Genomic DNA, 18,524 nt, shown 5'->3' on the forward strand with positions numbered 1-18,524 from the left:
CGTGCGGGTCAGGCGCCGAAGGCACGCCCGCGGTAACGACCGCCCAGCTTGACGCCCTTGCCGAGCTTGGCCGGGCGCTTCGCCGTTGGTCGCGAGTGCAGGAACCCTCGGGCCTTGCGGTTCTTTCCGATCCGTACGATCGACTGCTTGTGGCTGCTCACGCACGGCCGCGCGGTCAGGCCCTTCGCATTGCGCCAGGTCTTGGACACGACGCGAGGAGCGCGGATGACCTTGCGTCCATTGAGCACGACACGAACCAGCCGCGACCCGCGCACGGCGTACATCACGTTCACGTAGCCGCCGTTCTTGGTTTGGGCGGACGAGACGGCACCGAATCGGTAGTTGCGCAGCCGCAGTCCACGCACCCGTACGCGCTTGTTCGGCTTACCCGCATTGGGGGCGTACACGACGCGTCCGCTCTTACGGACGAGGTACAGATCGCTCATGCCGTTCATCGGCCGCGCCTTGCCCTTGAGCCGCCCGATGCGCGACTTGCGGAGTCCCAGGACGTTGCTGCCGTCGCGCGCAGACGTGGTCACGGAGAACACTGCACGGCGCTTGCTGATCACGATGTCAGTGCTCTGGGAGAATCCGTCGCCGCCGGCCGCGCCGTAGTAGACGAACGTGCGAGGTACGAAGCCGAGCTTCTTGGCGGTGGTGTTGTGATCGTCCGGCCGCCACCGGTTCTTCGGTGAGACCTTCCAGTACCGTTCGTTGAGCTTGTTTCCGGCGCTCCACTGCACCGATCCCCAGCAGTGGAGGCCTGCCTTGGATCCGTCGGTGGTAGCCGCCACGCGCTGCTCCGAGAGGTCATTCGGCTCCGATGCCGCGGCCGGTACGCCGGCAACGACTCCGGCGACGAGGGCGCCGCACACCGGACTGACCAGCAGATGAATACGTTTCATGTCCGGCACCGTACGTGAGGCCGGGTGCACGCCACGCAGCGCCCGCAGGTGACACAGTCCTGTCGGTGGGACGTGGGACAGTCGCAGCATGGACGTACTTCCCCTCGTCATCGTGACCGTCCTCGCCCTGGTTGCGGGCCTCGCGATCGGCATGCTGATCGGCTCACGGGTGCTGCGACGCGCCGACTCCGACGCTGTCGATCGACTCGGCCTCGCCGCATCTGCCACGAGTCGCGCGGTCGAGCCGGTGAAGGAGAGCCTCGACCGATTCGATGCCCGCCTCCGCTCGCTCGAAACCAGCCGAGTGCAGTGGCACGCCCAACTTCGCGAGCAGGTCGAGTCCGTACGCCAGACCAGCGAATTGCTGCGACAGGAGACGTCGGCGCTGGCGGGCGCACTACGTCGTCCGCAGGTCCGCGGCCGTTGGGGCGAGATGCATCTCAAGCGCGCGGTCGAGATCGCCGGGCTGGTGGAGCACAGCGACTTCGAGCAACAGCCCACGGTCGGCGCCGACGCCGTACAACGACCCGATCTCGTAGTCCGACTGGCGGGCGGCAAGCGGGTGGTCATCGACTCGAAGGTCCCGCTCGATGCGTTCCTCGACGCGGCGCAGACCGATGACCCCGACCGACAGCTCGAGTTCACCGCGGCGCATGCCCGGCGGCTACGCGCACACGTCGACGTCCTGGCCGGCAAGGCCTACTGGCGTCAGTTCGACCGCTCCCCCGAGTTCGTGGTGCTGTTCATGCCCGGCGAGGCGTTCCTCTCACACGCACTCGATGCCGAGCCGTCACTACTCGAGTACGCCGCCCAGCGCCGAGTCGTACTGGCGACGCCCACGACGCTGATCGCACTGCTCCGTACGGTCGCGTACGCCTGGACGCAGGATCGCCTGGCCGATAACGCACGAGAGCTGCATGCCCAGGCCCGTGAGCTGTACGAGCGCCTTGGCACCCTCGGCACCCATGTCGACCGTCTCGGGCGATCGCTGACCACCGCAGTGGGCAGCTACAACAAGGCGGTTGCGTCGTTGGAGAGCCGGGTGCTCGTCTCGGCGCGACGCATCACGGAGTTCGATATCGGCGCCGCAGACCTCGACCCTCCGCGCAGTGTCGACGAAGCAGTCCGACCGCTGACCGCCGCCGAGCTCCTGTACGACGATGCGGCCGAGGAGGGCGACGCGGCCTCCCGTGCGGCGCGCCGTGCCGGCTGAAGCGATTCGCCGGTTTACGGTCGTGTCATGAGTTCGGTGCACACCGTGCTGTACGGCTCGCCGATGAGCAGGTTCGCGGAGCGCGATCTGTCCGGCGTGCAGGTCGTCGTGGGTGCGTTTTCCACGATAGCGGGCGTAGCAGCGGTCAGCGTCGTACTCGACGGTGAGCTCGGCCTGTTCTTCGGTGCCTGCTTCGTACTCGTTTCAGTCAGCGCCGCACTCGCCGCCGATCTGCGTGCGCTGTTCACACCGGGCGTGCTTCCGCCGTTGCTACTGATCGTCGTGTTGTTCTCGGTCGGCGTGCTGAGGCCCGAGGCGATCGACGCCCCCGGGCTCGCCGAGTCCGCCGGCGCGATACAGCGGACCATCGCCGGCGTCGTCCAGCATGCGACCGCGCTGGTCGTCGGGCACCTGCTGGCGCTCGGCACCATCGCGTACCGGATCGCCAAGGCCGACTGAGCGGCCTCAGGATGCCGACGCGGCGCGGAGGTCCTTGCGAAGCTCGGGAGGTAGGGCGAAGATCAGGCTCTCCTCTGCCGTGTGCACTGCCTTCGCCGTCGGGTAGCCGCGATCGGTCAGGAACGTCAGCACGCCCTCCACCAGGTCGTCGGGGACCGATGCGCCGGAGGTGACGCCGACGCTTTCGACCCCGTCGAGCCAAGCATCCTCGATCTCCGAGACATCGTCGACTCGGTACGCGGAGCCCGCGCCCGCCTCCAGCGCGACCTCGACGAGGCGTACGGAGTTCGACGAGTTGGCCGACCCCACGACGATCACGAGGTCCGACGTACGCGCGATCTCCTTGACCGCCAGCTGGCGGTTCTGCGTGGCGTAGCAGATGTCGTCGCTCGGCGGATCCTCCAGTTGCGGGAACTTGGCACGTAGCCGGTCGACGGTCTCCATGGTCTCGTCAACGCTCAGTGTGGTCTGCGAGAGCCAGGACAGCTTCGTGCCTTCGGCGAACTCGAGGCCGTCGACGTCGGACGGACCTTGCACGAGGGTGATGTGGTCGGGCGCCTCACCGGCGGTGCCCTCGACTTCCTCGTGGCCCTCGTGGCCGATCAGCAGGATCTGGTACTCCTCCTTGGCGAACCGCTTGGCCTCGTGATGCACCTTCGTGACGAGGGGGCACGTCGCGTCGATCGTCTTCAGATCGCGCTCGGCCGCCTCCGCGTGCACAGTGGGCGATACGCCATGTGCCGAGAACACCACGGTCGCGCCCCGCGGCACCTCGGCGATCTCCTCGACGAAGATCGCGCCCCGCTCCTCCAAGCTGTGCACGACATGCTTGTTGTGCACGATCTGCTTGCGTACGTACACGGGTGCGCCGTACAGGTCGAGAGCCTTCTCGACGGTGATCACCGCCCGATCGACACCGGCGCAGTAGCCGCGCGGAGCGGCGAGAAGTACGTCGCGGTCGCCGTCGGTCGCGACCGAGGGCATCCCGAGGGGCACGTTCTGCGAGTCAGGCATACCCCCATCGTAGGGATCGACCCTTGCGAGGTGGCTGGCACCGGCTATGTCGTGGGTCACGACTAGTGTCGTGCGCATGGGTCTCGACACGTCGCCGGAGTCACCGGCTCCGCTGCGGCAGATCTCCCAGCTGCTGTCGGACTGGATCGGCCGGCTCGGCGCGGTCTGGGTCGAAGGCGAGATCGCCCAGCTCAACCGACGTACGGGCGTGTGCTTCCTGACGTTGCGCGATGTCGCCGCCGAGGTGTCAGCGCAGGTGACGTGCCGGCGCCAAGTGCTCGACTCGACCAACCCGCCTGCCACCGAGGGCGCGCGTGTCGTCGTGCACGTACGCCCGCAGTTCTACGCCCGCAACGGCAGCCTGTCGCTCAACGCCATCGAGATCCGTCCGGTCGGCATCGGAGAGCTGCTTGCGCGCATCGAGCAGCGTCGTCAGCTGCTGGCCGCCGAGGGACTTTTCGATCACGTACGTAAGCGGCCGCTGCCGTTCCTCCCGCGGCGCATCGGACTCATCACCGGACGCGACTCCGCCGCCGAACGCGACGTACTCGACAACGCACAACGGCGCTGGCCCGGTGTCGAGTTCGGAGTCGTCAACGCCCGCGTCCAGGGCGCATCCGCGGCCGAAGAGGTCATCAACGCCCTCCACCGGCTCGACCGCGACGAGCGTGTCGACGTGATCATCGTCGCGCGCGGCGGGGGTTCGGTCGAAGACCTCCTTCCGTTCTCCGATGAGACGCTCATCCGCGCCGTCTCTGCATGCGCGACGCCCGTCGTGAGCGCGATCGGCCACGAGCCGGATACCCCGCTGCTCGACCTCGTCGCCGACCTTCGCGCGTCAACACCTACCGACGCCGCCAAGCAGGTGGTCCCCGACGTACGCGAGGAGTTGCAGGGCGTCCGTCAGCTACGCGACCGCGGCCGCCGATGGCTTTCGGCGTACCTCCGTCACGAAGAGCAGGGTCTTGCCGCCGCGCGCTCCCGCCCGGCCCTGGCCGATCCGATCGGTCAGATCGATGAGCGTGCCGCCCAGATCGCCGATCTGCGCGAACGCTCCCGTCGTACGATCGGGCATCGCATCGACCGTGCCCACGACGAGATCGGCCACCATCTGGCGCGCGTGCGCGGGCTTTCACCGCGTTCCACCCTGGCCCGCGGATACTCAGTCACCCAACGCGCCGACGACGGCCTCGTCACCTCGATCGACGACGTCGACAACGGCGACACGCTCGACATCCGGGTGACCGACGGCCACCTCACTGTCCGGGTCGACGGCACCCGGCCCGCGCCCGAACACGACACCGATGAGACGGAGCAGCCAGCGTGAGCGACGAAGAGTCCCCCGACCTCCCCTACGAGCAGGCCCGCGACGAGCTGATCGAGACCGTACGCAAGCTCGAGGCTGGCGGGACGACGTTGGAGGAGTCGCTCGCCCTCTGGGAGCGAGGCGAAGAGCTCGCGAAGATCTGCCAGCGCTGGCTCGACGGTGCACGGGAGAGGCTGCAGGCGGCGGCCAGTGAGGATGAGGAGGAGTAGGTCGCCTGGTCGCTTCGGCTTTCTCCCCCCATCGTTTCCCGCCGCTTCGGTTGCCGCCTTCATCGTTTCCCGCTCGCTTCGGTTCCGTCCTTCATCGTTTTCCGCCGCTGCGGTTCTCTTCTTGGCGGCGACGACGCGGGGTACGCGGCGGCGTCGGCCCCATCGCGACCTTCCCGCTACTTCGGTTGACGCCTTCACAGTTTCCACACTTCACCGATTCCCCTTTAAAACAAGGTGATTCGACCCTTCCACCTCTTGCTCATCGAACACACATACGATACAATAGGTGCCATGTTCGAGCCGCAGACCTACACCCGCCTCCACCAGCAGGCGCGGCAGGCTGCGAACAGGTCCGACGCCATCGGACTCGCCACCGATGAGCAGCTGTGCCAGTCGTTGCGGGACCTGCAAGCCGCGTTGGATCTCCTCGACGGAGTACGCGCGTCGCTGTTCGCCCAACTCAAAGAGACCGAAGCCCACAAGTCCGACGGTGCCTCCACGGTCGCCGGCTGGGCACGTCAGCAGCTGCGGATGGGGCTGGGTGAGTCGCGGCGGCACACCAAAGCCGGCCAAACCCTGAAAACCCTCCCGAAGGTTGCGGCCGCTCTGCAGGCGGGGCAGATTCGGGGCGCGCATGTCGACGAGTTCACTGTCGGCGTCACCAAGGTCGGTGCGGACATCATGACCGACCTCCAAGACGTCCTCGTCCCACTCGCGCGCAAATGTGAGCCGCGGGATCTGCGGGTCGCGATCAACGAGCTCAACGACATCGTCAACTGTGAAGAACGTGACAAGGCGTACCAGCGGGGCATGAACAAACGAGACATCACCGCCACCCGATGCGGCGACGGCTACTACGTGACCGGGATGCTCGACCCCGTCACCGGAGCAAAGTTCAACCAATGGCTCAAAACCGTCTCCACCCCCGAATACGACGGCGACGACCGCGCACCATCCGACCGCCGCGTCGACGGACTCGGACGAATGCTCGACGACCAAAACACCCCACCCCCATCAGCCGACCAACAGCCGCCAGCTGAGCAGTCCGAACAGGGCCAGCAGGAAGAGCAGGCTGGTGAGCCACCCGCTGAAGAACGACCCAAGCCGCGGCGACGCGCCGACACCACCCTGCTGGTCCTCGCCGACCTCGAAACCCTCCTCCGCCTCCCCGGAGCCCGCCCCGCCACGCTCGTCGGGTTCGGACCCATCGGCCCCCAGCTGCTCGGATATTTGACCTGCGGCGCCGACCTCACCGGTGTCCTCACCCACGGTTCGACGGGCGGCCCCGTTCCGCAGGCCAACGTGTTGAACGTCGGGCGTACCAGCCGCCTCGCCACCACCGCACAACGTAAAGCGATCACCGCCCGCCAAGACGGCAGCTGCGCGAACCCCGGCTGCGGATCCACGTTCCTCGAGTTCCACCACGTCGACTGGTGGAACCGCGATGCTGGCAAAACAGACTTGGACAATTTGGTCGGGATCTGCGGCAACTGCCACCACCTCGTCCACCAAAACAAGCTCACCATCCGGCACGACGGCCACGACGGCTTCACGTTCCACCGCTCCACCGGCGCCGTGATCGACGACCACGCCCGCATCACCAAACAACGCGTCCGCGACCTCATCGCCAACATCCGCCACGCAGCCGAAACCGGCGACGACGCCGGGGCCGAACCAAGACCGACAACGCCGGAGCCACCACCAAAGCCACGGATCGACACTGGCTGGCTCACCCCACTCACACCAGACCAACGCTCACCCGCTGAATGCCATGTCGTCCAGGTCGTTTCAGCGAGCACACACCGTCCTCGGTAATCGGGTGCCTCTGCGTGCCTACACGGGCTCGAGCGAGTCGATATAGGTCTCGATCTCGTCGTCGGGAGCATCGCCGGTAACCAGCACCGTGACGTCCCCGTCTCGGCGCACGAAGGTCGTATCGTCGCCGTTACCGGTCCAGATCGACCATTCCGCGCCGCCGATCGTCGTCGATTCGTCCTTGCGCGCACCTTTCGCGTGATCGTCGATCATGGCGTCGACCGGCCGCTTCGCCTGCTCGAGGCCGATGTAGTCGTCGTCCGCGGTGACCATCCCGAGATGCCAGGACGGCGGCTCCCCAGGATCGAGACGCGCCGAATTCGCTTGCCAGCCGTCCGGCACCTGCACCGGAGCGAGCAGCGGATAGTCGACTCCGGCGCTCGCCTCCTCAGCGATCTGCGCGAAGTCCACATCGCTGGCAGGCTTGGGGGGATCTTCGCGCAGGAACGCCGTGAACGCCACAATGGCGCCGACGAGCACCCCGAGCACGACGACCGAACGAACCATGTCGCCGAGTGAGGGGTTGCGCCGGTCACGTGGCGGCGGGGACTGCGATTGAGTCACCATGCCATTGTCGCGTGCTGACGCGGCCGACCGTCCGACGGGTATGAAGGAGCACCATGGCCGAAAGCGTGCAGGAGACCTACCGCTCGATGGACCTGTCGCTGCGCGTCGGCGAGATCCTGTTGTCGAGCGGCGCGGGCGCGGCCGACGTCAAGTCGACGATCCTCGCCGTCACCAGCGCCTGCGGCCTACGCAACTGCGCCGTCGACATCAGCTTCACCACACTCGCGGTCGCGTACCAGGAGGAGCCCGACTCGGCACCGACGACACATCTGCGGGTCGTGCAACACCGCGGGCTCGACTTCGGTGCCCTCGCCGATATCGACCGGATGCTGCGCCGACTGGTCTCGGGAGAGATCGACCGCGGCGAGGCGAGCGCGATCGTCAACGACATCACCTCGTCGAAACGGCCGTACTCGCGCCGCGTCGTCACCATCGCCTCCGGATTCATGGCCGGCGGACTGTCGCTGCTGCTCGGCGGAAACCTGCTCGTTTTCGTGGCCACCGTCATCACCGCGCTGATGATCGACCTATCAGGACGATTCTTGAGCGCCCGGCGGATCCCATCGTTCTACGGGCAGATCCTCGGCGCGCTGATCGCCACTGGAGTAGCACTCGGGCTCCACGTCCTCGACTTGCCCGCGCGACCGTCGCTGGTCATCGCATCCGGAATCATCATGCTGCTCGCGGGAATCTCCATCGTCGGCGCCGTCCAGGACGCGTTGACCGGGTACTACGTCACCGGTAGCGCGCGTACGTTCGAGGCTGTCCTACTCACCGGCGGCGTGATCGGCGGCGTGTCGATCGGCCTGAGCATCGCCGCCAACCTCGGCGAGTCACTACCGGTGAGGATCGTCACCGGCACAGTGCACAACCTGCCCAGTCAGCTGCTCGGCGCCGTGATCGCGACCGTCGCGTTTGCAATCAGCTGCCAGGTCGACTGGAAGGCATTACCGGGCCTCGGCTTGGTCGGGTTGTTCGCACAGTTGCTCTACCAGGCAAGCGTTGGCACAGATTGGGGCCTGGGCCCGGCCGTGGCCTCCGGAGTCGGTGCATTCGGGGTCGGTCTGGTCGCGTTCCATCTCGGTCGCCGCATCGGCACACCCCCACTGGTCGTCGTGTCCGTTGGCATCGTGGCGATGCTCCCGGGTGGTGAGATCTATCGCGGGCTCTACCTGCTCCTAGTCGAGGTCCCGGCCAGTTTCGAGGGCGTCGTACGCCTACTGTCGGCCATCACGACGGCAGTCGCCCTGGCCGCCGGCGCGATTCTCGGCGAGTACATCGCGCAGCCGCTCGCGCGTACGGCCGGCAGGCTCGAAACCCGCCTCGCCGGGCCACGCCTCGTCGGCCCACTACGGCAGCCGTCCCGGTCGACCACCCGCCGCGCGGCCCGACGCCTCCGCAAGATGCAGAAGCGCGACGAGATGCTCGAATCTGAGGCAGATTCGGCAGTCGATCGTCAGTAGCGGCGCACCTGCGTGTACGGTCGGTCCATGCCGACGTACCGTCTATCGGAAGCAGCGCAACTGCTCGGAGTCAGCATCGACACCGTCCGGCGCTGGGCCGACCAGAAACGTTTCACGCCCACCAGCACCGAAGGCGGCCGGGCCGCGATCGACGGCGAGGACCTCGCCCGGCTGGCCCGCGAGGAGGCACATCTGCCGGAGGCGGGCGGCGGATCCGGCAGTGCAAGCGCGCGCAACCGTCTGCGCGGAATCGTCACCTCGGTCACCAAGGACACCGTGATGGCGCAGGTCGAGATGTGCTGTGGTCCGTACCGCGTGGTGTCGCTGTTGAGCGCCGAGGCCGTCGACGACCTCGGTCTCGCGCCCGGGTCCGTCGCCACAGCCGTCGTCAAAGCAACAAATGTCGTCGTGGAGGTCGACTGAATGAGCATCAAGAAGGTGGCGAGCGTATTCGCCGTGAGCGGGGTTGTCCTGTTCGGGGTCACGGCGTGCGGTGGTGACGACGATTCGGGCGGCAGCGGCGATTCGGGCGGCAGCCTCACGGTACTGGCCGCGTCGTCCCTCACCGAGGCGTTCGGTGAGCTGGAGAAAACCTTCGAGTCCGAACACGACGTCGATGTCGAGATCTCGTACGACTCGTCGTCGGTGCTCGCCGACCAGGTCATCGAGGGAGCACCGGCAGATGTGCTCGCGACCGCGGACGAGCAGACGATGCAGACCGTCGTCGACGAGGGCTTGACCGAAGGCGATCCGGTGACGTTCGCCCAGAACACCCTCACGATCGTCACGCCCCCCGACAATCCGGCAGGCATCAAGAGCCTGAAGGACTTCGGCGGCGATACGAAGTTCGCAGTCTGCGTGCCGGAGGCGCCGTGCGGCGATGCGAGTAAGAAGCTGCTCGAGCTCAACAACATCACCGCGGATGCCGCAACCGAAGAACAGAACGTCAAGGACGTACTCACCAAAGTGACGGCCGGCGAGGTCGACGCCGGCCTGGTGTACGTAAGCGATGCGCAGGCGGCGGGCGACGACGTCTCCACTGTCGATGCCGAGAACTCCTCCGAGGTCGTCAACTCCGATCCGATCGCGGTGCTCTCCGATGCCGGTGACTCCGACCTCGCCCAAGAGTGGGTCGATCTCGTGACGAGCGACGAAGGCCAGCAGGTACTGAAGTCCTATGGGTTCCAGCCAGGCGCCTGATCGCGAGACTCCGGCGCTCGGCCGGGCGCCCGCCGTACTGGTGGTGCTGTCCGGCCTCGCGCTCGTGGTCCTACTGCTCCCCGTCGTCGCCCTGCTCGTACGCACGCCGTGGACGCAGCTGGTCGAACGACTCGGCACACAGGAGATCCTCGATGCGCTGCGGTTGAGTCTGGTCTCGGCCACCGTCGCCGCGGCCCTCTGCCTGGTGCTCGGAGTCCCGCTGGCCTGGCTGCTCGCCCGCGTGGAGTTCCGGGGACGGCCGCTCGTACGAGCCTTCGTCACCGTGCCGCTGGTGCTCCCGCCCGTGGTCGGCGGCATCGCCCTGCTGATGGCGTTCGGTCGTCGGGGCGTTGTCGGACAGCCGATGTACGAGGCTTTCGGAATCACGATCCCGTTCACGCTCACCGCAGTCGTGCTCGCGCAGACGTTCGTGGCACTGCCGTTCTTGGTGATCAGCGTCGAGGGTGCGCTTCGCTCCGCGGACCGGCGCTACGACGAGGTCGCGGCAACGCTCGGCGCCGGACGCTGGTCGACCTTCCGCACCGTGACACTCCCGTTGGCCGCCCCGGGCTTGATCAGCGGTGCCGTGCTCGCTTGGGCGCGGGCACTCGGCGAGTTCGGTGCGACGATCACGTTCGCGGGCAACTTCCCCGGCACGACACGCACCATGCCGCTGCAGATCTACACGGCCCGCCAGGCCGACGAGGGCGCAGCGCTGGTGCTCAGCGCGATTCTGCTCGCGATCAGCGTGCTCGTGCTGGCGAGCCTGCGCGAGCGATGGATCGGAGGTACGCCGCCGTGATGCTCGACGCCGAGATCGGCCTTGCCAGGGGAACGTTCGAGCTCGACGTACGAGTTCAGGCCGAATCGGGCACGATCGTCGCCTTGCTCGGCCCGAACGGCGCCGGCAAGAGCACCGTCGTACGCGCACTCGCCGGCCTCAGCCCGCTGCGCACCGGCCACATCACGCTCGCCGGCGAGACGTTGGAAAGACCCGCGACGAACGTGCGCATGACCGCGCAGGATCGCCGAATCGGCATGGTGTTCCAGGACCCGCTGCTCTTTCCCAATCTGACGGCGCGCGACAACGTCGCCTACGGTCCCCGTCGACGTGGCGCCTCCCGCGAGGCGGCCCGTCGGACGGCCGACGAGTGGCTTCGGCGTACCTCACTCGAGGAGTTGGCCGCACGTAAGCCCGCTCAGTTGTCCGGAGGACAACGTCAACGGGTTGCGATCGCCCGAGCACTCGCAACCGAGCCACGAATGCTGCTGCTCGATGAGCCGACCTCGGCGCTCGACGTCTCTGTGACCCTCGAGCTACGCCACTTCCTGCTGCGGCGGCTACGCGAGTTCGACGGCGTCACCGTGCTGGTGACCCATGACGCTCTTGACGCGCTCGTCCTCGCCGACCAGGTCGTGGTCATCGACGGCGGGCGTGTCTCGCAGTCCGGTCCGCCGCGAGAGGTCGCGAGCCGCCCCCGAAGCGAGCACGTCGCGTCGCTGATGGGTTTGAACCTGTTGCGCGGGCGAGCGTCGGGCACCACTGTCCGATTGGGCGATGACTCCCAGCTGGTCACCGCCTCCTCGCATGACGGCGATGTGTTCGCATCGTTCGCACCGCACGCCGTCACGTTGTCGCGGGTACGCCCGGAGACGAGCGCGCGTAACGCGTGGGGCGTACGCGTCGCCGGTCTCGCGCCGCACGGCGACGCAGTACGCGTACACCTCACCGGGCCGGTGCAACTGATCGCCGACGTGACGCCGACCGCCGTCGCCGAGCTGGAGCTGACGAACGGCACGCAGGTGTGGGCGACCGTCAAGGCGACCGAGGTCGCGGTGTACCAGGCATAGCGCCACGAGTCGGCAGCCGGACCATTAGGATCGATCGACATGACCGACGACTCGACCTCGCCGACCGACGCCCTCACCCCCGCCCAGTCTGCTCCCGACCGCAACCTCGCGCTCGATCTCGTACGCATCACCGAGGCGGCCGGGATGGCTGCGGCTCGCTGGGTCGGCCGCGGCGACAAGAACGGCGCCGACGGTGTCGCTGTCAACGCAATGCGCGCCCTGATCAACTCGGTGCAGATGCGCGGCGTCGTTGTCATCGGTGAAGGCGAGAAGGACAACGCGCCGATGCTGTTCAACGGCGAGCAGGTCGGCGACGGCACCGGACCCGCCTGCGACGTCGCGGTCGACCCGATCGACGGTACGACGCTGACCGCCAAGGGCATGCCGAACGCCGTTTCGGTGCTCGCCGTCGCTCCCCGCAACTCGATGTACGACCCGTCCGCGGTGTTCTACATGGAGAAGCTGGTCACTGGCCCCGAAGCCGCCGACGTCGTCGACATCCGGGTTCCGGTCGGCGAGAACATCAACCGAGTCGCCAAGGCCAAGGGCCTCTCCGCCAAGGACGTCACGGTCTGCATCCTCGACCGGCCGCGCCACGAGCAGCTCGTCCGCGAGATTCGCGATGCAGGAGCCCGGATCAAGTTCATCAGCGACGGCGACGTCGCCGGCGCGATCCTCGCGGCGAGCCCCGACACCGGCGTCGATCTGCTCGTCGGCGTCGGAGGTACGCCCGAAGGCATCATCGCCGCGTGCGCAATGAAGTGCATGGGCGGTCTCATCCAGGGCCGGCTGTGGCCGACCGACGACGCCGAGCGCGACCGCGCGATCGCCGCCGGGCTCGACCCCGATCAGGTCCTCACGACCGATGACCTCGTACGCGGCGACGACTGCTTCTTCGTCGCGACCGGCATCACCGACGGCGAGCTGATGAACGGCGTACGGTTCGGCGCCGGCACCGCGACCACCGAATCGGTCGTGATGCGATCGCGTAGCGGCACCATCCGCAAGATCTCCAGCGTGCATCGGCTGGAGAAGCTGATGGCCTACTCCAGCGTCGATTTCGAGCACTGAGGCATGGTGTCTGTCCTCGTCGTCGGCGAAGCACTCGTCGACGTGACCGCATCGCCGACGGGCACCTCCACCCTTCCGGGCGGGTCACCGCTCAACATCGCCGTCGGCTGTGCCCGACTCGACGTATCGACCGTCCTCGCCTGCCAGCTCGGCGATGACGACGCCGGAGACCTGCTTCGCGACCACCTCGACGACTCCGACGTCGACGTACGCTCACTTCCGCCGCATCGCGCGGAGACCTCGGTGGCGCGCGCAGACGTCGACGCCGCCGGTCATGCGACGTACACCTTCGACCTCGCCTGGGACCCCGCAGAACTCCCGACGCCCGATGGGTTCGACTGCGTGCATGTCGGTTCGATCGGCGCTGCGCTGGCGCCCGGCGCCGACGCCGTCGCCGAACTCGTCGAGCGCGCCTCCGCCGCGGGCGTACCCGTCAGCTTCGACCCGAACGTACGCCCGACCATCACGCCCGACCTCGCCGACGTACGCCGACGGGTGGAGGCGATCGCGCAGCATGCGAACGTGATCAAGCTCAGCGACGAGGACGCCGAAACCCTGTATCCCGGCGAAACCGATGTGCTCGGCCGGCTCGTCGGCAGGGGGCGTACCGGCCTGGCCGCCATGACCTGCGGTAGTCGCTCGGTACGCCTGCGAAGTCGTGCCGCGACAGCGACCGTCGCGCCCCCAAAGGTCGAGGTCGTCGACACGATCGGGGCCGGCGACTCGTTCATGGCCGCGCTGCTCGCAGATCTGCTGGAACGCTCCGCGCTCGACCGCGACGACCTCGACGAAACGACGCTCCGCGCGGTCGCGACCCGAGCCGCGCGGGCGGCCGCGATCACCTGTTCACGCCCGGGCGCCGATCCACCTACCCGGCGAGAGCTCGAGGACGCCGAGACGGGATCCGATCAGACCCAGCCTTGATCACAGACAGTCACTAATAGGTACGATGCCGTTCCGCGAGGGTTGGAGGCGCAGTGACCGAGACGACCGTGTCCGTCAGCGATCGGATCGAGATCTGTTATCAGACGTTCGGTGACCGTACCGACCCGACGGTTTTGCTGGTCATGGGTCTCGCCGGTCCGATGGGCTGGTGGAGCGTCGATCTGTGCGAGGCCCTCGCTGCCCGCGGATATCACGTCATCCGGTTCGACAACCGCGACACGGGCGCATCGACGAAGCTACGCGAACAGCGAGTGAACCGCTCCGACATCATCCGGGCATTCGTCGGCGACCACGGCCGCGCCGCGTACACGATGTCGGATCTCGCCGACGACGGGTTCGGACTGCTCGACGCGCTCGACATCGAGAGTTGCCACGTCGTCGGCGCGTCCATGGGCGGCATGATCGCCCAGACCATGGCCATCGAGCATCCCGAACGCGTACGGTCACTGACGTCCATCATGTCGACGACCGGGCGGCGGACCGTCGGATGGCAGCATCCCAAGCTGATCCCGGCCCTGTTGGCACGCACCGGCCCGACCCGCGGAGCGTACGTCGAGCGCAGCATCCGTACGCAGCAGCTACTCGGCACCTCGACGTTCCCCGCCCCCATCGCCGAGTTGCGCGCGCGAGCCGAGGAGACGTACGACCGTGGCTGGTCCGCGAGCGGGGTGCTCCGCCAGATGCTCGCCGTCCTCTGCCAACCCGATCGTACGAACGACCTCGAACGACTGGACCTGGCTGCCTGTGTCATCCACGGGCTGGAGGATCCGCTCGTCCACCCGTCGGGCGGTCGCGCGACCGCGCAGGCGATCCGGGCGAGCGAGCTGGTGTTGATACCCGGCTTGGGCCACGACCTCCCTGCGCAGCTGACCACGATGTTCGTCGACGCGATCGACCGTACGGCGCAGCGCGGTGATCAGGACTCCGCGAGAGCGCGCAACTCCGACAGCGCATCCTCGTAGTAGCCGACCAGCGACCAGACGTCCGGCACCATCTCACGGCACACGACGATCCCGAGGTCGAGTGCACCGTTGTAGCTGAACAACGTGATGTTGACGCCTCCGGTGAGCTGGGAGACCGCCGAGACCGGGTGGATTCCCTCGACGGTCGCACCGTCGACGTACAACGGGATCTGCGGACCAGGAACGTTCGACACGAACAGGTTGAACGGCAGGCCGGGCACGGTGACCATCCGGAACAGCGCACGCGACGCGAGACCGGACAACCCCGTCGGGATCGCCGCACTCAGGTCTTGCAGGATCGTGGCGGGTACGGCCTCGAAGCGCTCCTTGGCGACCGCGATCTCGCCGTGGAGGTACGTGAGACGCTCATCTGCGTCGCGCAGATGCGTCGGGAGGCGCACCATCATGACCGAGATCTGGTTGGCCGACTCGGGCGCGGCATCGTCTCGTACCGATACCGGTATCGCAGCGACGAGCGGCATCTCCGGCAACGCATCGTGCTCGAGGAGCCACCGGCGTAGCGCACTCGCCGTCAACGCCATCACGACGTCGTTGACGGTCAGGTCGTACGCCTCCTTGATCGCCTTCACCTGGTCGAGCGGCAACGATCCGAACGAGAACCGCCGGTGTGCGGTGATCGGTCCGTTGAACGGTGTCGGCGGCGCGAACAGATGGCGTTCGTCGTCGCCGGCGGATCCGCGCCCGACGAACCTCATCACGGCGTCGGCGGCATCGCTGACCTGGCGCGCGCCGGGTACGTTCGCAGCGCCCGGCAGATCCATCAGATGCGGAAGTGATCTGGGCATCGAGGTGAGTGCGCGGCCGAACGTCGCGGCATTCGACACTGCCGCTCTCGGCAGCAGCTGATCCGGCCGGGGCAGCGGGCGGGGCGACCAGTCATCGGGCTCGACGGCGCGCGGCTCGGGCGTCGCATCCATGATCGTGGCGAGGAGCTCGGCGCCGGTGACGCCGTCGATCGCCGCGTGGTGCACCTTGAAGTACAGGGCGGCTCGGTCCCCTTCGAGGCCGTGGACGAGGTACAGCTCCCAAAGCGGCCGCGAGCGGTCGAGCGGCCGGGCGTGGATGCGGGCGATCTGCTCGCCGAGCTGACCATGGTCGCCGGGGCCCGGGAGCGCGAGCTCGCGCAGGTGGAACTCGATGTCGAAGTCGGGGTCGTCGACCCAGTACGGGTTGCCAAGGCCGAGCGGTACGTCGACGAGTCGCTGGCGGAACGGCGGCGCGAGGTGCAGCCGGGGCTCTAGCAGGGCTCGCAGGTCATCGAGGCTCAGGCTCCCGCCGGCCGCGGTGCTCGGGTCGATTCGAACGACCGCACCGACGTGCCCGGTCGTCGTGGCGTCCTCGACATTCAGGAACTGCGCGTCCAGCGGGCTCACGGGCTTCATACCTCGCGAATCTACCGGTGCCGGTTGCACCACGCCTCCCCCGTAGGGTCCGGTACGGTCTGCGTCGTGGAGTGGCGGTCGGGCGATGCGGTGCTACGGCATCGAGTCGACGGCGCCCTCGAGCTCCGGGTAGGCGGCGTGTTCGTGATGGACGACGCCGAGACGACGAGCGAGCGACAGCTCGCCGAAGCCACCCTCGCAGGTCTCGGCCGGCCTCGGCGGATCCTGGTCGGCGGGCTCGGCCTCGGGTTCACGCTTCGCGCGATCCTCGCTGACCGCCGCGTCGAATCCGTAACGGTGGCCGAGCTGGAGCCGGCGATCCCCGCATGGATGCGGGCGGGCGTACTCCCCGGTGCGGATCTGCTCGCCGATGCCCGGGTCGACTTGCAGGTGGCCGACGTACGTGAGGTCGTCGAAGGTGCCGAGGCAGGCAGTCTCGACGCGATCCTGCTCGACGTCGACAACGGTCCCGGCTACCTCGTGCACCCGGAGAACGCGGGCTTGTACGAGACGCCGTTCCTACGCACCTGCCTGGACGCACTGGCCCTCGGCGGCCAGCTGTGCGTGTGGTCGATGGCCGAGGCACCCGACCTCGAGGCCGCTATGCGAGAACTGTTCGTACGTGTCGAGACCGAGCCGGTGCCAGTACGCCTGCAGGGTCGCGACGAGTCGTACTGGCTCCTTCGCGGGCACCGTGGGTGAAGCGATAGCCTCGGCCCATGAGCGCTGATCAGGACTACCGCATCGAGCACGACACGATGGGCGAGGTACGCGTACCCGCGAAGGCTCTGTGGCGGGCCCAGACCCAACGCGCCGTCGAGAACTTCCCGATCTCGGGCAGCACACTGGAGAGCCAGCACATCAAGGCGCTCGCACAGGTCAAGGGTGCCTGCGCGAAGGCGAACGCCGAGCTCGGCGTACTCGAGGAGGACATGGCCGACGCGATCGTCGAGGCCGCTGCAGCCGTTGCGTCCGGAGTGCATGACGCCGAGTTTCCGATCGACGTGTTCCAGACCGGCTCGGGCACTTCGAGCAACATGAACACCAACGAGGTCCTGGCAACGCTCGCGACGCGTTCGCTCGGCCGCGACGTACATCCCAACGACCACGTCAACGCGAGCCAGTCCAGCAACGACGTGTTCCCGACGTCGATCCACGTTGCCGCGACGGCGGCCGCGACCCACGAGCTGATCCCCGCGCTCGATCACCTCGCGGCGGCGTTCGAGGCGAAGGCATCGGAGTTCGCGACGGTCGTGAAGTCCGGGCGTACGCATCTGATGGACGCAACGCCGGTCACGCTCGGCCAGGAGTTCGGCGGCTACGGCGCCCAGGTCCGTAAGGGCATCGCACGAGTCGAGTCGGCGCTCCCCAACACCGCCGAGGTCCCGCTCGGCGGCACGGCGGTCGGCACCGGCATCAACACACCGGTGGGCTTCCCGCAGCGGGTCATCGAGCTGCTGGCTGAAGACACCGGCCTGCCGTTGACCGAGGCACGCGATCACTTCGAGGCACACGGCGCCCGCGACGGCCTGGTTGAGCTGTCCGGCCAGCTGCGTACGATCGCCGTCGGCCTGACCAAGATCTGCAACGACCTGCGCTGGATGGGTTCCGGGCCACGAGCTGGTCTCGGCGAGATCGCGCTCCCCGACCTGCAGCCTGGCTCGAGCATCATGCCGGGCAAGGTCAACCCGGTGCTTCCCGAAGCGACCCTGCAGGTGTGTGCGCAGGTCATCGGCAACGACGCCGCGATCGCCACCGCGGGCGCATCGGGTGCGTTCGAGCTGAACGTTCAGCTGCCGCTCATCGCTCGCAACCTGCTGGAGTCGATCCGGCTGCTCGGCAACGTCTCACGAGTACTCGCCGACCGCTGCATCTCCGGCATCACCGCCAACGTCGAGCGCTGCACGGAGCTCGCCGAGTCGTCACCGTCGATCGTGACGCCGCTGAACCGCCTGATCGGGTACGAGGCCGCCGCGAAGATCGCGAAGAAGTCGGTGGCGGAGCGCAAGACGATCCGCGAGGTCGTGATCGAGCTCGGGTACGTCGAGCGTGGCGACCTCACCGAGGCGCAGCTCGACGAGGCCCTCGACGTGCTCTCCATGACCCATCCGTAGTCACCA

Annotated in this window: 19 protein-coding genes; 15 read left to right on the plus strand and 4 right to left on the minus strand. The window is 67.7% G+C overall.

The genetic code is table 11. The features are described 5' to 3' along the window. Window positions 1-8: 8 nt before the first annotated feature. Entirely contained in the window at window positions 9-905 is an 897-nt protein-coding gene (locus MU582_17080; GenBank protein ID UPK74134.1) for a hypothetical protein, read from the minus strand. Between the two features lie 88 nt (window positions 906-993). Here MU582_17080 and MU582_17085 point away from each other — a divergent pair, with 88 nt between their 5' ends. Both MU582_17085 and MU582_17090 read left to right on the plus strand, forming a co-directional pair. Then, the gene (locus MU582_17085) at window positions 994-2,118 is read left to right on the plus strand and encodes a DNA recombination protein RmuC (GenBank protein ID UPK74135.1); all 1,125 of its coding nucleotides are present in this window, start codon (window positions 994-996) and stop codon (window positions 2,116-2,118) included. Between the two features lie 27 nt (window positions 2,119-2,145). Continuing rightward, entirely contained in the window at window positions 2,146-2,577 is a 432-nt protein-coding gene (locus tag MU582_17090; GenBank protein ID UPK74136.1) for a hypothetical protein, read from the plus strand. 6 nt (window positions 2,578-2,583) lie between these two features. Here MU582_17090 and MU582_17095 read toward each other — a convergent pair whose 3' ends face one another. Next, window positions 2,584-3,591: a 4-hydroxy-3-methylbut-2-enyl diphosphate reductase gene (locus MU582_17095; GenBank protein ID UPK74137.1), complete on the minus strand. Its 1,008-nt coding sequence runs from the start codon at window positions 3,589-3,591 to the stop codon at window positions 2,584-2,586. 76 nt (window positions 3,592-3,667) lie between these two features. Here MU582_17095 and xseA point away from each other — a divergent pair, with 76 nt between their 5' ends. From xseA to MU582_17110, 3 genes are all read left to right on the plus strand, one after another. Further along, entirely contained in the window at window positions 3,668-4,918 is a 1,251-nt protein-coding gene (gene xseA, locus MU582_17100) for an exodeoxyribonuclease VII large subunit (GenBank protein UPK74138.1), read from the plus strand. Then, window positions 4,915-5,127, plus strand: coding sequence for an exodeoxyribonuclease VII small subunit (locus MU582_17105; GenBank protein UPK74139.1), 213 nt, complete (start codon window positions 4,915-4,917; stop codon window positions 5,125-5,127). Before xseA ends, MU582_17105 begins: the two co-directional genes overlap by 4 nt. Before the next feature lie 291 nt (window positions 5,128-5,418). Further along, window positions 5,419-6,942 carry an HNH endonuclease gene (locus tag MU582_17110; protein UPK74140.1) on the plus strand — a complete coding sequence of 508 codons (1,524 nt, stop codon included), beginning with the start codon at window positions 5,419-5,421 and terminating at the stop codon, window positions 6,940-6,942. An 18-nt stretch (window positions 6,943-6,960) separates the two neighbouring features. Here the strand turns inward: MU582_17110 and MU582_17115 are convergent, their stop codons facing one another. Then, on the minus strand, window positions 6,961-7,422 hold the full coding sequence (locus tag MU582_17115) for a DUF4245 domain-containing protein (protein UPK74141.1): 462 nt from the start codon (window positions 7,420-7,422) through the stop codon (window positions 6,961-6,963). A gap of 140 nt (window positions 7,423-7,562) precedes the next feature. On the opposite strand from MU582_17115, the gene MU582_17120 reads away from it, so the two are divergent. Genes MU582_17120 through MU582_17155 form a run of 8 tightly spaced genes read left to right on the plus strand, consistent with a single transcriptional unit; the run spans window position 7,563 to window position 15,001 of the window. Then, a complete protein-coding gene (locus MU582_17120; GenBank protein ID UPK74142.1) occupies window positions 7,563-8,972 on the plus strand; it encodes a threonine/serine exporter family protein in 1,410 nt (469 codons plus the stop codon). 27 nt (window positions 8,973-8,999) lie between these two features. Further along, the gene (locus MU582_17125; GenBank protein ID UPK74143.1) at window positions 9,000-9,395 is read left to right on the plus strand and encodes a helix-turn-helix transcriptional regulator; all 396 of its coding nucleotides are present in this window, start codon (window positions 9,000-9,002) and stop codon (window positions 9,393-9,395) included. Beyond that, window positions 9,396-10,172, plus strand: a complete 777-nt coding sequence (gene modA / locus MU582_17130) for a molybdate ABC transporter substrate-binding protein (protein UPK74144.1) — start codon at window positions 9,396-9,398, stop codon at window positions 10,170-10,172. Further along, a complete protein-coding gene (locus MU582_17135) occupies window positions 10,150-10,974 on the plus strand; it encodes an ABC transporter permease (protein UPK74145.1) in 825 nt (274 codons plus the stop codon). Before modA ends, MU582_17135 begins: the two co-directional genes overlap by 23 nt. After that, the gene (locus MU582_17140) at window positions 10,950-12,023 is read left to right on the plus strand and encodes an ATP-binding cassette domain-containing protein (protein UPK74146.1); all 1,074 of its coding nucleotides are present in this window, start codon (window positions 10,950-10,952) and stop codon (window positions 12,021-12,023) included. The genes MU582_17135 and MU582_17140 overlap by 25 nt, the downstream gene beginning before the upstream one ends. A 39-nt stretch (window positions 12,024-12,062) precedes the next feature. Further along, complete coding sequence (gene glpX, locus MU582_17145; GenBank protein UPK74147.1) at window positions 12,063-13,094, plus strand: class II fructose-bisphosphatase; 1,032 nt, start codon at window positions 12,063-12,065, stop codon at window positions 13,092-13,094. Window positions 13,095-13,097: 3 nt separating this feature from the next. Continuing rightward, the gene (locus MU582_17150; GenBank protein UPK74148.1) at window positions 13,098-14,018 is read left to right on the plus strand and encodes a carbohydrate kinase; all 921 of its coding nucleotides are present in this window, start codon (window positions 13,098-13,100) and stop codon (window positions 14,016-14,018) included. Between the two features lie 53 nt (window positions 14,019-14,071). Next, window positions 14,072-15,001: an alpha/beta fold hydrolase gene (locus MU582_17155; GenBank protein UPK74149.1), complete on the plus strand. Its 930-nt coding sequence runs from the start codon at window positions 14,072-14,074 to the stop codon at window positions 14,999-15,001. Here the strand turns inward: MU582_17155 and MU582_17160 are convergent. Beyond that, a complete protein-coding gene (locus tag MU582_17160; GenBank protein ID UPK74150.1) occupies window positions 14,956-16,404 on the minus strand; it encodes a wax ester/triacylglycerol synthase family O-acyltransferase in 1,449 nt (482 codons plus the stop codon). The two genes, MU582_17155 and MU582_17160, sit on opposite strands and share 46 nt — an antisense overlap. A 66-nt stretch (window positions 16,405-16,470) precedes the next feature. Between MU582_17160 and MU582_17165 the strand changes: the two genes are divergently transcribed. Further along, entirely contained in the window at window positions 16,471-17,106 is a 636-nt protein-coding gene (locus MU582_17165; GenBank protein UPK74151.1) for a hypothetical protein, read from the plus strand. Window positions 17,107-17,123: 17 nt separating this feature from the next. Further along, window positions 17,124-18,518, plus strand: a complete 1,395-nt coding sequence (locus tag MU582_17170; GenBank protein ID UPK74152.1) for a class II fumarate hydratase — start codon at window positions 17,124-17,126, stop codon at window positions 18,516-18,518. The last annotated feature ends 6 nt before the right edge of the window (window positions 18,519-18,524 follow it).

The organism is Nocardioidaceae bacterium SCSIO 66511, assembly GCA_023100825.1.
Taxonomy (GTDB): Bacteria; Actinomycetota; Actinomycetes; order Propionibacteriales; family Nocardioidaceae; genus Solicola.